The following is a 15,184-nucleotide window of genomic DNA, read 5'->3' on the forward strand; positions in this document are numbered from 1 at the left end:
AACAATGATCGCGATTCTGACAACGTTGTCTAGATCGCAGTCGAAGGGAACGACCCAGCGTGTCGCACCACTCGTCCGAGCTGAGCCGGCGCCGGTTCGCCCAGCTTCTCGGCCTCTCCGCCGCCCTCGTGGCAACCCCCGCGGCCATCGCGGGTACGGCCGCCGCAGCCCCCCGTACGACCGAGGCCACCTCGGCGGCCCCGGACGATGTCGCCGCCACCTACTACCGCGTCCTGCTCGACCACACCCGCTGGTCCGAGACGCAGTGGAACGCGGCGGCCGGTCACTACACCGCGACCGACTTCGGCTTCGCGGTCGTCCTCGGCAACGCGGTGCTCCTCACCCGGGGCGCGTACGACGCGGAGGCGGCCGGAGTCGACAAGGAGACTCTGCGCACGCGTACGCTCGCCACGCTCCGGCACTTCGCCGCCTCCAACCGCCTCACCGGTGGAACGGAATGGGGCAAGAAGCTCTTCTTCGACACGACGTTCCAGTCGTACTTCGTCCTCGCGGCCAGGCTGCTGTGGGACGAGCTCGACGCGACCACGCGGCGCAATGTCGAAGCCATAGCCGTCGAGCAGGCACGGTTCACCACCTCGCTGGGCACCGGCGACGACCCGGCCTCGGGCGGCTGGTCCCCGAACGGTGCCACCGGCGGATTCCAGGGCGACACCAAGCTGGAGGAGATGGGCGTCTACGCCCAGTCCCTCGCCCTCGGAATCGCCTGGGCCTCCGATCACCCCGAACAGACCGACTGGCGCTCAGCCTTCGGCCGCTGGAGCCGCAACGAAGCCGGCCTCCCGGCCGCGGACCTCGCCAACCCTGCCTTGGTGGACGGCGTTCCGGTCAGCGACAACACCGCGCAGAACCTCTACGACACCTTCATCGTCGAGAACCACCTGTCCTTCGGCCCGCATTACCAGGAAGAACTCTGGCGCACCTCGGGCCGGAACTCCGCCCACTTCATCACCGCGGACCGTCCGCTCCCCGAGGTCCTCACGCACCAGCCGAACGCCGGGCCGCTCTGGGACACCCTGCTCATGATGATGAGCGACGCGGGCGAGCCGCTGATGCCCATGGTCGAGGACCGCGAACACCTCTACGGCCGCGACGTCATCCCCCTCGCCTTCCTCGCCCAGGTCCTCGGCGACCGGGCCGCGGCCCGCGCCGAAGTCGCCCTCGCGGAGCGGCTCGAGGCCTACCAGGCGTACCCGCCGGTGCACAGGATGGCGAAGTTCTCCGGCGAGCCCAAGTACGAGCCCGAGGCCCGTGCCGAGATCGCCATCAGCTATCTGCTGCACGAGTGGCGGGCCCGCCAGGGCTCCCCGGTGCAGCCGCTCACCTCTCAAGCACTCTTTGAACGGGCAAGCGGCACAAAGGACTTCGGCACAGGGCCTGGCATCCTCGCCCACCAGTCGCCCGGCGCCTGGGCGGCCACCGTCACCAAGCCCGGCTTCGTCAAGTTCGCCTGGCAGCCCGCCCACGACGACTGGCTGTTCGCCCTCAGCGGCCACACCCCGATGTTCCTCCCCGCCTCCAACGGCAAGGTGACCACCCGCCGCACCACCACCTACAGCGCGGTGCGCGACGGCTTCGACGGCAGCGCGAGCTTGCTGGCACTGGACACCGGCTACGCGGGGATGACCACTCTGCCCTCGGGCGCGGTCGTCTACGCCACCTCGGGCACCGGCACGGGGGAGGGCCACATCGAGGTGCGCAACCTCACCATGCCGGGCATCGCAGGACTCACCGGGTCCCGTACGTACACGACCGCCGAAGGCGCCACGACCGTGCCCGCCAAGGACACCGGTGGCACCGCCCCCACCGGCGCACGGACCGACGAACTGTCCCTGGACCGGGCCGAGTTCCGCTACGTCCGGATGCTGGGCGTCACTCCCGCCGCCACCTACGGCTACTCCCTCTACGCCTTCGAGGTCCGCGACGGCGCCGAAGGAACCGACCTGGCGCGTACGGCCACAGCGACCGCCTCCTCCGCCGACACCGGCAAGGAAGCCCCCTTCGCCATCGACGGAGACCCCGTCACTCGCTGGGCGGTCTCCAAGGCGGACCGCCCCCGCGCCGACAGCAGCCTCACGCTGGACCTCGGAGCGTCACGGCAGTTCGACCGGGTCACCCTGCGCTGGGAGTCCGCCGCCGGAAAGGCATACGCCGTCCAGGGCTCGGCCGACGGGCAGACCTGGACCGAGCTCGCCCGCTATCCGCACCCCCGGCTCACCTCCACCGGTGGCTGGATCTCCGTGGACGGCAGGGCGGGCCTCGTCGTACGCGGTGGCGTCCACCCGATCGCCGTGTACGACGACACCGTCGTCCTGTCCGACGGACCGGCCGCCGCGCTGCTCGTCGAGGGACACCCCTCCGCGGACGCCGCCCGCACCCGTGCCGCGGCGGCCCGAAAGGCCCCCACCTGCGGACACCCGGCGCTGCGCGCCAGCACGGCCGACGACCACCTCAGCCTCTTCAACCTCTCCGACGGCCCGGTCGACACCACCGTGAGCATCTCCCAGGACGCCAGGGAGGTACGGCTGTACGAGGGCGAGCAGACCGTTACCCCCACGGGCACCGACTTCCACGCGCGGACCGAAGCCGTACAGGCCCTTCTGCTCCCGCCCCGGCTCACCCTGCGCGCAAGCAACGGAGGACGGCTGCCCGCCGGACTCCGCGCGGAGGTCACGGACGCGAGCACCGTCCAGCTGACCGGACCCTCCTGCCGGCTCACCGTCACCGCCCCGAACGGGCGCACCGCGCAGGTCTCGCTGCGCTCCGGACGCGCCCAGGACGTACGGCTGAAGGGTGTGACACCGCACCCGCTCACGGACGTCGCACTGGGCCGCGCCACCTTCCCCACCACGCCGCTCCCGGCCGGAATGACCGCCCCGGCGGCCGCGGTCGACGGCGACGCCCGGACCTCCTGGACCCCGGGCCCCGGCGGCCGGATGGTCGTCGACCTGGGATCCGTGCGCCAGGTCGACGGGGTGCGCGTGGAGTGGACCGGCGGCCATGTCCCGTCCGCCCAGATCGAGTTCAGCACCGACGGCCGCACCTACGAGACGGCCGGCACCCTCTCGCGCCGCTCCTCGCTGACGACCGACGCAAGCGCGCGATACGTGGCGCTCGCCGTACCGCACTGGCGAGAAGGAGACGCCCGCGTCGTCTCCCTCGGCCTCACCTGACCCTACAAAGATCATCCGCACCACGAAGTCACCGAATTCCAGGAGGTCTTCACCCATGCAGTGGACCCAACGGCTGCGCGGCACGGCGACGGCAGTCGTCGCCGCCGCGCTCCTCGGCGGAGTCCTCGCCGCACCCGCGGCCCAGGCGAATGGGCAGCACGACGGCGAGCAACTGACCGATCTGGTCAACCCGTTCATCGGCACGGAGAACGAGGGCAACACCTACCCGGGTGCCGCCGTTCCTTTCGGCATGGTCCAGCTCTCCCCGGACACCGGCCACAACACCGGCTACGACCACGCCGACACACACATCCGCGGCTTCTCCAGCATCCACATCTCCGGCGTCGGCTGCGGACTCGGCGGCGATCTGCCGACCCTGCCCACCACCGGGGACATCACGGAGACCGACAACTCCAAGTACGCCGCCACCTTCAGCCACGACACCGAGAAGGCGAGCCCCGGCTACTACAAGGCCGTCCTCGGCTCCGGCATCACCGCCGAGCTGACCGCGACCGCGCGCACCGGTGTCCAGCGCTACACCTTCCCGGCCACCGACAAGGCCAACGTCCTGCTGAATGCGGGCCAGTCGCTGCACAAGACCGTCTCCACGTCGGTCGAGGTGCTCGACTCGCGCACCATCCGCACCGCCATCACCGGCAGCGGCTTCTGCCAGGACACCAAGCCGTACACGCTCTACACGGTCACCCGCTTCGACCGTCCCTTCACCACGTCGGGCACGTGGAAGGACGGCAAGGTCACCGAGGGCTCCAAGGCTTCCACCGGGGCCGGCGGCAACGGCGCCTTCGTCCGTTTCGACACCACCAAGGACCGCACGGTCGAGGCCACCACGGCCGTCAGCTACGTCGACGCCCGCGGTGCCGCGGGCAACCTGCACGCCGAAGGCGGCAAGACCTTCGACCGCGCCTACCGCGCCGCGCAGGCGAGCTGGGAGAGCCGGCTCGGCGAGGTGCAGGCCAAGGGCGGCAGCGAGACCCTCCGCCGCACCTTCTACTCCTCCCTGTACCGCTCCTTCCTCGCGCCCAACGTCGGCAGCGACGTCGACGGCCGTTACACCGGCTGGGACCAGAAGATCCACCGCGCCAAGGGCTTCGCGTACTACCAGAACTGGTCGCTCTGGGACACCTACCGCACCCAGACCCAGCTCCTGTCCCTCCTCGCCCCGCGCGAGGCACGCGACATGGCCATCTCGGTCCTCAAGATCGACGAGGAGAGCGGCTGGCTGCCCAAGTGGGGCTACGGCACGGTCGAGACGAACATCATGACCGGTGACCCCGTCACCCCCTTCCTCACCAACGCCTATCAGCAGGGCCTGCTCAAGGGGTACGAGGAGGAGGCGTACAAGGCGCTCAAGAAGAACGCCGACGGCGTCCCGCCCGCCGACTCCCCGGCCGTGGGCCGCGAGGCCAACGTCCAGTACATCAAGGACGGTTACGCGCCCTACATCAAGGATCGCGCCCATGTGAAGCCCGGCGACTCGGACTTCGACCATGGTGCGTCGGCCACCCTGGAGTACGCACTCTCCGACGCCATGCTCGGCCAGATGGCAGGCGAGCTCGGCCACAAGGACGACGCGGCACGCTATGCGGCCCGCGCCCAGAACTACCGCAAGATCTTCGACCCCTCGACCGGCTTCTTCCGGGCCCGCGACGCGTCGGGCGCCTTCACCGGACCGGCCGACCCGGCGCTGAGCGAGGGCTTCCACGAGGGCACGTCGTGGCAGTACCAGTGGCTGGTCCCGCAGGACCTGGCCGGCATGGTCTCGCTCATCGGCGGCAAGGACGCCGCCAACCAGCGCCTCGACTCCTTCTTCGCGTACGACAAGCTCCTGGCCGACCCGGCCAAGACGGCACGCGAGGTCTGGGTCAACGGCCCGTACGCGTACTACAACGCCGACAAGTACAACCCGCAGAACGAGCCCGACCTGATCGCCCCGTACACCTACCTCTCCACCGGCCAGCCCTGGAAGACCACCGACGTGGTGCACGCCGCGCTCACGCTCTTCACGGACGCGCCCACCGGCATGACGGGCAATGACGACCTGGGCACCATGTCCGCCTGGAACGTCCTGTCCTCCATCGGCGTCTTCCCGGTCCAGCCGGGCACCGACACCTGGGGCCTGTCGACGCCCGTCTTCGAGCGCGTCGACCTGAAGCTGGACCGCCGCTACTACCCGCACGGCAAGCTCACGATCACCGCGCCGGGCACCACGGACACCGACCGCTACATCCAGTCGGCGTCCCTGGACGGCAAGGCCCACGCGAAGACGTACCTGACCACCGACGAGATCCGCTCCGGCCGCACCCTGTCCTTCGGGGTCGGCGACAAGCCCTCGGACTGGGGTACGGACGCCTCGGCGGCCCCGCCCGCCATCGGCTGATCCCCTTCACCGGACCGCCCGCCCCCTGCCCAGGGGGCGGGCGTTTTGGTACCTGGCCGGGTCGTTACGTAAAATCGAGGTTTTGGGCCTGCAGCGGCATGCGGCACGAACGGCAGAGGAAGCACGATGACGGTGACAGAGGACAGCCAGGACTTCGGCCCCGGCATCGATCCCGAGCGGCTGGCCCTCTGCCTGAGCGTGCTCGACGAGCTCGACACGATCGACGTCGACCACCCGGACGCCATCGCGGTACGCCGCGCCACCGCCGGTGTCTACCGCACGGTCAAGCAGCGCCGCCGCCAGGACCGCAGGGCCGCCAAGACGGCCAACGACAAGGCCGTCACCGAGGCCACCGCCACCGGCTCCGCCGAGCGCATCGACGACGAGACGGCCGGCATCCTGCCCAGCTCCGTCACGGACGCGGGCCGGATCGCGGGGATACTGCAGCGGCCCCGGTCCTGCTACATCTGCAAGACCCGCTTCGTCGAGGTCGACTACTTCTACCACCAGCTCTGCCAGCCCTGTGCGGCCGAGAACCGCTACCGCCGTGACATCCGCGTCGACCTCACCGGCAAGCGGGCCCTGCTCACCGGCGGCCGCGCCAAGATCGGCATGTACATCGCGCTGCGCCTGCTGCGTGACGGTGCGCACACCACCATCACCACCCGTTTCCCCAAGGACGCCATCCGCCGCTTCAAGGCGATGGAGGACTCCGCGGATTGGATCCACCGCCTTGAGGTCATCGGCATCGACCTGCGCGACCCGGGCCAGGTGGTGGCCCTCGCCGACCGGATGACCGAGGAGGGCCCCCTCGACATCCTGATCAACAACGCCACCCAGACCGTGCGCCGGCTGCCCTCCGCGTACGCCGCCCTGGTCGAGGGCGAGAGCGCTCCGCTGCCCGCCGGCGAGCTCCCCCCGCACCACGTCATCGGCGCCTTCGGCTCCGGTGCGGTGGACGGCCTCGCCGCGCTGCCCATCGCTGCCTCCGGTCTCGACGCGCAGAAGGTCGCCGACCTCGCCCTGGTCGCGGGCAACGCCACCATCGCCAAGCACCACGACGGCACCGCGATCGACGCGGGCGGTCTGCTCCCGGACGTCGTCCACACCAACACCTGGGTGCAGTCCATCGAGCAGATCTCCCCGGTCGAGCTGCTCGAGACCCAACTCTGCAACTACACCGCGCCGTTCATCCTGATCAGCCGCCTCCGCCCGCTGATGGCCGAGGCCGCGGCCAAGGCCCCGAAGGGCCGTGCCTACGTGGTGAACGTGTCGGCCATGGAAGGCGTCTTCAGCCGCGGCTACAAGGGTGCCGGGCACCCGAACACCAACGCCGCCAAGGCCGCGATGAACATGGTGACCCGCACCAGCGGCCAGGAGATGTTCGAGACCGACAAGATCCTGATGACCTCGGTCGACACCGGCTGGATCACCGACGAGCGCCCGCACCACGACAAGCTGCGCCTGGCCGAGGAGGGCTTCCACGCCCCGCTCGACCTGGTCGACGGCGCGGCCCGCGTCTACGACCCGGTCGTGCGCGGCGAGTCGGGCGAGGACCTGTACAGCGTCTTCCTCAAGGACTACGCCCCCGCCAACTGGTAAACAAGCGTCTTAGACAAACGCTCTATACAAGCGTCATAGACAGCCGTATGGTTGCCGCTATGACGCACACAGCAGCGCGCCAACACCCCGCCCCCGCAAGCCCGTTCACGACCTTCGTCCGCTACGTGCTCTGCGGCGGCGGGGTCGGCCTCGCCTCCAGCGCCGTCCTCGCGCTGCTCGGCTCCCGCATTCCGTGGGCGCTCGCCAACGCGCTGATCACCGTCGCCTCGACCGTCCTGGCCACCGAACTCCACGGCCGCTTCACCTTCGCCTCGCGTCGCAGCGGCTGGCGCCACCACCTCCAGTGCGGGTCGACGGTCGCAGCGGCGTACGCCGTCACCAGCGGCGCGATGCTCCTCCTTCACGCGCTGCGGCCGGCCCCCGGCGCCCTGTGCGAGCAGGCGGTCTACCTCTCGGCCTCGGCGCTTGCCGGGGTCGGCAGGTTCGTCGTGCTGCGGCTGGTCGTCTTCGCGCCGCGCAAGCGCTCGTGCACGGCGTACGGCCCGGAACTCGCCGCCCGCACCCTGGTCCCGCCGTCCACGAGCAGGTCGGTGCCCGTCACCCACCGCGCCTCGTCGGAAACCAGCCACAGCACGGCCCGTGCCACATCCTCCGGCTCCCCGATCCGCCCCATCGGCAGCCCTGCGGCGATCTGTTCCTCCGCCGCCTCCCACACGAAGCGCGCCATCTCGGTACGTACGAGCCCCGGCGAGACGGAGTTCACCCGCACCGCAGGGGCCAGTTCCCCCGCGAGCTGCTGGGTCAGCCGCAGCAGGGCCGTCTTGCTCGTCCCGTACGCACCGACCTGCGGCCCCACGCCGTGCGTGCCCTCGGTGCAGATGTTGACCACCGCCCCGCCGCGCTCGCGCATCCCCGCACGCCACACGAGCTGGGTCAGCCGCAGCACCGCCTCCACGTTCACCGTGAACGCCTCGCGCCAGAGCTCCGGGTCCGCGTCCATCAGCGGGCCGAACGGGGCGTTGGTGGCGGCGTTGTTGACCAGGATGTCGACCGCTCCGAACTCCCGCACCGCCATCTCGACGCACTCCGCGAGGTGCCCCGGATCGGCGACCGAGCCCGCGCACCCCACCGCCTGTGCTCCGGCGGCGGTCAGTTCACGTACGGCCAGCGCCACCCCGTCGGGGTCGCGCGCGGTGATGCAGACCCTCGCCCCCGCCGCCGCGAGCGACTCGGCGACGGCGCGTCCGATACCGCGCGATGCGCCAGTGACGACGGCCGCCCTTCCCTCCAGCGGTCGGTGGGGCATCTGCGCGTGAGAACCCTGGATATCCATCCCCGTACGGTCTCATGACGGGCCGTCAGATGGCGCGGGCGGCGACCAGTTCCAGTACGGGACGCCAGTCCTCCATGATCCCCGCGTCCAGCCCCACGACCTTCCCCGCGTCGTCCGCGTGCCGCAGCGTCACCGCCGCCTCGCACAGCGGATCGCGCTCGAAGGCGGCGACCTCCTGCGCCGTCATCACCCCGCCCTGCAGCCCCATCGTCAGCGCACTCTGCGGCGACAGCGCCCGCCCCGGCTCCACGGTCGCCAGATAGCGCTTCGCCGTGACGTGCAGCCCCACCAGCCCGGCCACCCGTGCCCCGAGCAGCCCCCGCACCGCATCCGCGGCCCGGTCCGCGTGTCCCGCGTCGTCGCCGGGGGAGAGCAGATGTCCCAGATCGTGTACGAGCCCCGCGACCTGCAGCTCCTTGTCGCTGGGGTAGGAGCGGCGCAGCAGATGGGCGGTCTGCAGGGCGTGGTCGTAGAGATCGACCGGATCCCCGCTGCGGTCCGGGGCGTCCCAGGCGTTACGGCAGGCGTGCAGCAACTCCATCAGCTCATCGACGGTGACCGGCGTCATGTCTGCTCCTTCCCGCGGGTGGCGGCATCCTGGCCGAGCACATCAGGGCCGTCTGACGTGCGGGCCAACAGGGTCTGAACCCTCCGCCACGTTCACCTGAGGCCGGGCTGCCCATTCCGTCCTGGGACCGCACCCGCCACGGCGCGCGCCGTCACCGTCACCGTCGACGCCGTGAGCCACGCCTACGGACCCGACCGTCCCGTCCTTCACCAGGTCTCCCTCGTCCTCGGGCAGGGCGAGCACGTGGCGCTCGTCGGAACCAGAGGGGCAGGGAAATCCACCCTCGCCCGGCTCGTCGCAGGCGTCCAGCAGCCCACCGAGGACACGGTCACAGGCGCCGAGTCGGTCGTCCTGGTCACCCAGGAAGTCCATGTGTTCACCGGGACGCTCGCCGACCCCGCCGTCGCCGTACTCGACGAGGCGACCGCGGAGGCGGGCAGCGCCGGCGCCCGGGACCTGGAGCGCTCCGCCGAGGCCGGCACGCACGAGGAGCTTCGTAACGCGGGCGGCCCCTACGCGACGCACTGGCTCGCCTGGTCCGGCAGCCGCGGCACGCCCCAGTCCTGATCCCACGACGCAGCACCAGCGCCGACCCGGTCGGCTCAACGCCCCTCGTTTTCCCGGTCGGTCGGCACCACGCACCCGCCGGGAGCAGGCAGGAGACGGCGGAACTGCCCGGCTGGGCGGGCCACCCCACGTCCCGCTGAACGGCAGGCAAAGAAAACTTGGCCCAATGACTACGGGCCCCATCGAGCGCGACCCCGCTCATTTGGTTACTCTGTTCCCGACGGACAGCCGGAAGAGACCTACCAGTCTCTCCGGCCCGTTCTGGGACAGGCACGCACCACGGCCGCGGTCCCGCCCGAAAACAGGCGCCACCGCGTCCGAACTGCCCTTGCCCATGCGGTTACGCGAGCACAAAGGAGTGCGCGGTGACACCTGAAACGACAAAGCGCGAGCAGCGCCCGGCAGACCGAAGCGATCGGGCCCGAGGGCCTGAGAAGCTCCGCAATCTCGAAGTCTGGGCCCGTTCGGCGCCCATCCGGCTGGCCGGCTACGAGGAAGACCTGGCGGAGCCCCACATCCTGCAGGGAATCGACTAGAGCAGCTCGCCCCGGCCCCGGCCCCCGGCACCAGCCGGGGGCCGGGGCTTGTCCGATGGGGGGCTCAGTGCCGTGCGGCGACCCGGGCTTCGATTTCCCTGAGTACGAGATCGGGGCGGTCCTTCGGCACCTCGTGGGAGCTGCCCTTGGCGGTGACGAGCGTGCGGCCGGGACCGGCCTGGGCGAACTCGGCAGCGGCGTCGCGCCAGCGCTGGGCGTCCACGGGGGACCCGTCGAGCGGGGTCTTCTCCGAGACGATGACCGTTGCAGGCACCGAATCCGGCCACGTGACCTTGTGGAATGCCCGGTGCGCCGCGGCGAAGCCCTCCGCGGTGGAAATGAGCTGGCGGTTCGCCGGATCCTCGGGGTCCTTCTTCGCGGCGTCGAGCTGCGGCCGACTCGCGGCCACGAGGCGGGGGATCTCCTCGTCCGTGAAGAACGGGGGAAGGTTGGCGTCGACCAGGACGGCACCGGAGAGGATCTTCGGGTGGTCCTCGGCGAAGCAGTTCGCGATCTCACCCGCCTGGGAATGGGACACCAGGGTCACGTTCTTGGTGACGCCGAGCTGGTCGAGCCCCGCCTTGAGGTCGCCGACAGCGCTCTCGACCTTCCACGGTCCGGGCACGACGTCGCTCTTGCCGAGGCCGGCCCGGTCGTAGGTGATGACCGTGGCACCGGTGTCCTCGTGAAGCTTCGGGGCGAGGTCCTTCCAGTAGGAGGAGTCCTCGCCGCCGCCCGAGTCCAGGACGATCGTGCGGCCGTTGCCCGGCGTGACATGGAAGGCCAGACGGTGGCCATCATGGGTGATTATGTGGAGCTTCGGTACGGCTGACCGGCCCGTTGCCTGCGATGCGGTGTGCTGGGTGGTGGAGTCGTTGCTGTCGCACGCCGCGAGGGCGCCGGCGGTCAGGGTCAGCAAGGCGAGTGCCGACAGGACACGGGACGTGGACCGGCGCTTGAGGGGAGTGCGGGACATGGTTGATCCTTCGGTGACTCGGGGTGCTGTCGCGCTGTCGGTCCCATCCTTCGGCGCTTCGGCCGATCATCGAATCCGGCTGGCAGGTCTGTTGGTGGTGTCCCTGGAGCCCGTGAGTCCGGTGGGGTTAACCCCCGAACGTCTCCCTCGCACCCTTTACCCACGTCATGGGCATCGCACTCGGCCGCCACTGAGCAAGTCATCGGATGTCAGAGGGAAGAGAGTTCCCTTCTGTCTGGTGAAGTGTCTTGACAGGTCGTCATCGCGCTCCAATCATCGGACCTCATGACCGAACTTCCCAGGCGCCATGTACTCGGAATGACGGCGGGGGCGGCAGTCGGCGCCGCCCTTCTCTCCCCGGCAACGGCCGATGCGGATCCAGGAACGGCAGACGCGGTCGGGGAAGTGAGAGGCGACTGGGGCACTGTCCCGGCCGCCGTCCCCGTACCGCTCGACCAGTGGTTCGACAACGACGGCATCGACACCGCCGATGCCCGCGGCGGAAACTTCGACGGTTCCGGATACACCTTCCCAGGTGAGGAACTCCCCGCAGGACCAGTGCAGTTGGACGGAATCCCGTTCCTCTTCCCCGCGTCCACGGCGGGCGCCAAGAACAACGTCGTCGCCCTCGGACAGCTCATCGATCTGCCGCGCGGCCGCTATCTCTCCGGCTCCTTTCTCGTCGCGTGCAGTTACGGTGCCGCCTCCGGACCGGCCACGCTGCACTACGCGGACGGCTCGACCGGAACGGCGGGGCTCGGCGGGCCCGACTGGTACTCCGGCAGCGGTCCGCTCTCCGCCCCGTACCGCTACGACCCCACGGGCGGCAAGGACGCCAACCGGGTCTCCTTCGGCGTCTCCGAGCTGGCGATCGACCCGTCCCGGGAGCTCGTGGGTGTCACGCTGCCCACCACGCACGCGGCCGAGGCCGGCAAGTCGTCGCTTCACGTCTTCGCGCTCTCCCTCCAACCGGCAGCCGAGGGGCGGGCGTTGACCCTGCGTGGCGCCCACTCGACCACCAGCTCGCTCGACTCGGGCGCACAGAGCGTCGAGGCCACCGTCGTCAACGCGGGCACCGTCGGGATCCTGGCCGCCGACGCCCTCACCGTCTCCGTCGACGTGGACGGCGCGCGTACGGTCCAGCCCGTCCGGATCCCCCGGCTCGCCCCCGGCGACCAGGCCAGGGTGCGTATCGGAATCCGCAGCAAACCCGGAGTCGACCCCGGCAGCCGGCGCTCCGGCCGCGTCGTCGCCCGGGGCCGCGGCCAGGAGGCCGCCGCCTCGCAGAGCCAACTCACCCTGGGCGTCCCGGACTTCCAGCCGACAGACACCTCACTCTCCACCCACCAGGCCCCGTACTGGTTCCAGGATGCCAAGTTCGGCATCTTCATCCACTGGGGCGTGTACTCCGTGCCCGCCTGGGCGCCGGTCGGCAAGCAGTACGCCGAGTGGTACTGGGACCAGATGCAGGATCCCAACAACCCCACCTACGCACACCACCGCGAGGTATACGGCGAGAACTTCGACTACGACGACTTCATCCCGCAGTTCACGGCCAAGAACTTCAACCCGCGCTCCTGGGTCGAGCTCTTCCGGGACGCCGGAGCGCAGTACCACGTGCTGACCTCGAAGCACCACGAGGGCTTCGCGCTCTGGGACACCAAGGTCTCCGACCGCAACGCCGTCAAGATGGGCCCGAAGCGCGACCTCGTCAAGGAGCTCTTCGAGGCGTCCCGTACGTACGCGCCCGAACTCCACCGCGGCCTGTACTTCTCGATGCCCGAATGGTTCAACCCCGACAACCCCTGGATGGGGCACGCGCCCCGCAACCCGTACACCCTGGAGCCCGTCCCGTACACCGGCTACACGTCCGGCAAGGACTACGTGAAGGACCTGCAGGCCCCGCAGATGCTGGAGCTGATCGAGGGCTATGACCCCGAGATCATCTGGTGCGACATCGGCGGTGTGAACGACAGCCACCGGGTCCTGGCCGAGTACTTCAACCACGCCAAGAACCGCAACCGGCCGATCGAAGTCACCGTCAACAACCGGTCGGGCATCGGTCCGCACGACTTCACGACACCCGAGTACACGACGTACGACTCGGTCGTCACCGACAAGTGGGAGGCCAGCCGGGGGCTCGATCCGTTCAGCTACGGCTACAACCAGGCCACCCCTGACAGCATGTACATGTCCGCCGAGGAAATCGTGCACACGATCGTCGACGCGTCGAGCAAGAACGGCAACTTCCTGCTCGACATCGGACCACGCGCCGACGGGACGATCCCCGAGATCATGCAGACCAGACTGCGCGAGACGGGCCAGTGGCTGAAGGTCAACGGCGAGGCGATCCACGGCAGTACGTACTGGGCCCGGATGCCGGAGCTGGGGGAGGACCTGCGCTTCACCGTCCAGCCGGGCAAGGCCTTCTACATCCACTCGCTGGCCCGGCCCGGTGCCACCCTGACCGTCGAAGCGCCGGTTCCGGTCCGCAGCGGCGACAAGGTCACCATGCTCGGCCACCCACGCCCCCTCAACTGGCGTACGAGCGGCGGAAAGCTTGTCATCGACGTGCCCGCGGCGGCCAGGGCCGCGGGCCGGTACGCCTGGGTCTTCAAGATCGAGCAGATCAGGTAGCGGCGGCGATCTTCCGCAGGGCCCCGGAGAGCCGGTGGGCGTAGGCCCGCTGGAGCACAGGGACCAGCGGGCCCGCGAGCCGGGTGTACCAGCTCGCGGGCCGGCTGAAGGCGGTGACCGTGAACCACACCGTCCCGTCCTCGGCCAGTTCGACCACGAAGGACTCCTCGCCGCGCTCCGGGTGGCGCTGCCGGGTGCCGTACGCGAACCCCGTCCGCTCGCTCTCGTACGCCGTCCAGATGACCTCGCAGGGGGCACGGAAGCGCAGGGGTCCCAGCCCCATCGACACCTCGACGAACGTTCCCGGCTCGGCCCGCGGCGCTTCGGCCGCGACCCGGGCACCCGAAGCGCGGTGCATCAGCCAGCCGGTCACGGCGGATCCCGCGGTCTCGAAGGCGTCGCGGCCGTGCCCGACGGGGGCGCGGAAGTGCAGGTGGTTGTAGCCGGCCGGCAGCGGGAGCCCGCGAGTGGCCCCCGTCTCCGGGTAGTTGAGGTCGCCCGAGTGGTCGGTCCGGTTCATCCGGCTCAGCAGATTCATACGGCAGCAGTCTCCTTGATGCGTCGCCAGGCCAGCACCGAACAGAGCGCGAAGCCGAGCGCATTGCCGAGGCCGTGGGTGGCGGCCATCCAGGTCAGGGTGGGGTGCGGGATGCCGGTGGCCTCGCCGAGCGCCCAGCTCAACGCGAGCAGCATGGTCGCCACGAGTACACCGGCGGCCGTGGCGAGCATCGCCCGCGTCAGCCGGTCGCGGCCACGCCTGCGGATGTCCCGCCAGGTCAGCAGCGACACGGCCCACATGCCCGCGGTGAGCACGAGTGCCCCGGCCAGCTCGGCCCAGTCGTCCACGAAGTAGCCGACGAGAACGAGCAGCGTGCCCAGCGGCACGCTGAGTGCGGCCAGTTCGCCCGTACGTCCGCCGCTCACCCGGCAGCAGAGGCCTGCGACCAGTGCCGCGCTGAATCCCGCGAAGTGGAAGTGCGCGACGGTCAGGGCGAGGATCGGCAGACCGAAGCCGAAGAGCGTGTGCCCCGAGCGTTCGGCGACCAGCGCGAGGCCGGCGATCGACGGGGTGACGAGTGCGGTGAGCACCGCGATCTCGGAGGCGGTCAGGACGCGTCTGCGGTGGAGCCGCACCGGCGCGTGCACCGCGAGCACCACCGTGGCCAGGGCGTAGACCGAGGCGAGTGCGGTGGCCGTGGGGCCGCGCTCGCACCACAGCGAGACGGCGCCGGGCACGGCCGCGAGCGGCCAGAGCCGCCGCACCGTGTCCAGCTGCGGATCACCGATGAGGCGGAGCCCCGCAGGGACCACGACGAGCATCCCCAGCATCACGATCAGATCGACCAGTACGGACATCTATTCCCCCCAGCCCCTTGGTTGAACGCGTTCAAGACGCAGCTTGAGCCTAGACGTTG

At 70.2% G+C, this 15,184-nt stretch carries 9 protein-coding genes and 2 pseudogenes; 6 read left to right on the forward strand and 5 right to left on the reverse strand.

The genetic code is table 11. From position 1 onward, the window contains the following. Positions 1-59 precede the first annotated feature (59 nt). From AB0H78_RS20565 to AB0H78_RS20580, 4 genes and pseudogenes are all read left to right on the forward strand, one after another. Positions 60-3,191, forward strand: coding sequence for a discoidin domain-containing protein (locus tag AB0H78_RS20565; RefSeq protein ID WP_363235915.1), 3,132 nt, complete (start codon positions 60-62; stop codon positions 3,189-3,191). 55 nt (positions 3,192-3,246) lie between these two features. Next, on the forward strand, positions 3,247-5,589 hold the full coding sequence (locus AB0H78_RS20570) for a GH92 family glycosyl hydrolase (RefSeq protein WP_363235916.1): 2,343 nt from the start codon (positions 3,247-3,249) through the stop codon (positions 5,587-5,589). 126 nt (positions 5,590-5,715) lie between these two features. Then, on the forward strand, positions 5,716-7,191 hold the full coding sequence (locus tag AB0H78_RS20575; RefSeq protein WP_363235917.1) for an SDR family NAD(P)-dependent oxidoreductase: 1,476 nt from the start codon (positions 5,716-5,718) through the stop codon (positions 7,189-7,191). Positions 7,192-7,250: 59 nt separating this feature from the next. Continuing rightward, positions 7,251-7,670: pseudogene (locus AB0H78_RS20580) on the forward strand (GtrA family protein); the annotation flags it as partial. Here the strand turns inward: AB0H78_RS20580 and AB0H78_RS20585 are convergent. Beyond that, positions 7,598-8,458, reverse strand: a complete 861-nt coding sequence (locus AB0H78_RS20585) for an SDR family oxidoreductase (protein WP_363235918.1) — start codon at positions 8,456-8,458, stop codon at positions 7,598-7,600. The pseudogene AB0H78_RS20580 and the gene AB0H78_RS20585 sit on opposite strands and share 73 nt — an antisense overlap. Positions 8,459-8,510: 52 nt before the next feature. Further along, positions 8,511-9,053: an inositol oxygenase family protein gene (locus AB0H78_RS20590; RefSeq protein WP_363235919.1), complete on the reverse strand. Its 543-nt coding sequence runs from the start codon at positions 9,051-9,053 to the stop codon at positions 8,511-8,513. Between the two features lie 156 nt (positions 9,054-9,209). On the opposite strand from AB0H78_RS20590, the pseudogene AB0H78_RS20595 reads away from it, so the two are divergent. Beyond that, positions 9,210-9,620: pseudogene (locus AB0H78_RS20595) on the forward strand (ATP-binding cassette domain-containing protein); the annotation flags it as partial. 600 nt (positions 9,621-10,220) lie between these two features. Here the strand turns inward: AB0H78_RS20595 and AB0H78_RS20600 are convergent. Next, positions 10,221-11,132, reverse strand: coding sequence for an alpha/beta hydrolase (locus tag AB0H78_RS20600; protein WP_363235920.1), 912 nt, complete (start codon positions 11,130-11,132; stop codon positions 10,221-10,223). A 285-nt stretch (positions 11,133-11,417) separates the two neighbouring features. Here AB0H78_RS20600 and AB0H78_RS20605 point away from each other — a divergent pair, with 285 nt between their 5' ends. Continuing rightward, positions 11,418-13,769 carry an alpha-L-fucosidase gene (locus tag AB0H78_RS20605; protein WP_363235921.1) on the forward strand — a complete coding sequence of 784 codons (2,352 nt, stop codon included), beginning with the start codon at positions 11,418-11,420 and terminating at the stop codon, positions 13,767-13,769. Here AB0H78_RS20605 and AB0H78_RS20610 read toward each other — a convergent pair. Together AB0H78_RS20610 and AB0H78_RS20615 are read right to left on the reverse strand one after the other, a co-directional pair. Continuing rightward, entirely contained in the window at positions 13,762-14,307 is a 546-nt protein-coding gene (locus AB0H78_RS20610) for a DUF1990 domain-containing protein (protein WP_363235922.1), read from the reverse strand. The two genes, AB0H78_RS20605 and AB0H78_RS20610, sit on opposite strands and share 8 nt — an antisense overlap. After that, positions 14,304-15,125, reverse strand: coding sequence for a YndJ family protein (locus tag AB0H78_RS20615; RefSeq protein ID WP_363235924.1), 822 nt, complete (start codon positions 15,123-15,125; stop codon positions 14,304-14,306). Before AB0H78_RS20615 ends, AB0H78_RS20610 begins: the two co-directional genes overlap by 4 nt. Between the last annotated feature and the right edge of the window lie 59 nt (positions 15,126-15,184).

The sequence above is a fragment of the Streptomyces sp. NPDC050738 genome (assembly GCF_040654175.1).
Taxonomy (GTDB): domain Bacteria; phylum Actinomycetota; class Actinomycetes; order Streptomycetales; family Streptomycetaceae; genus Streptomyces.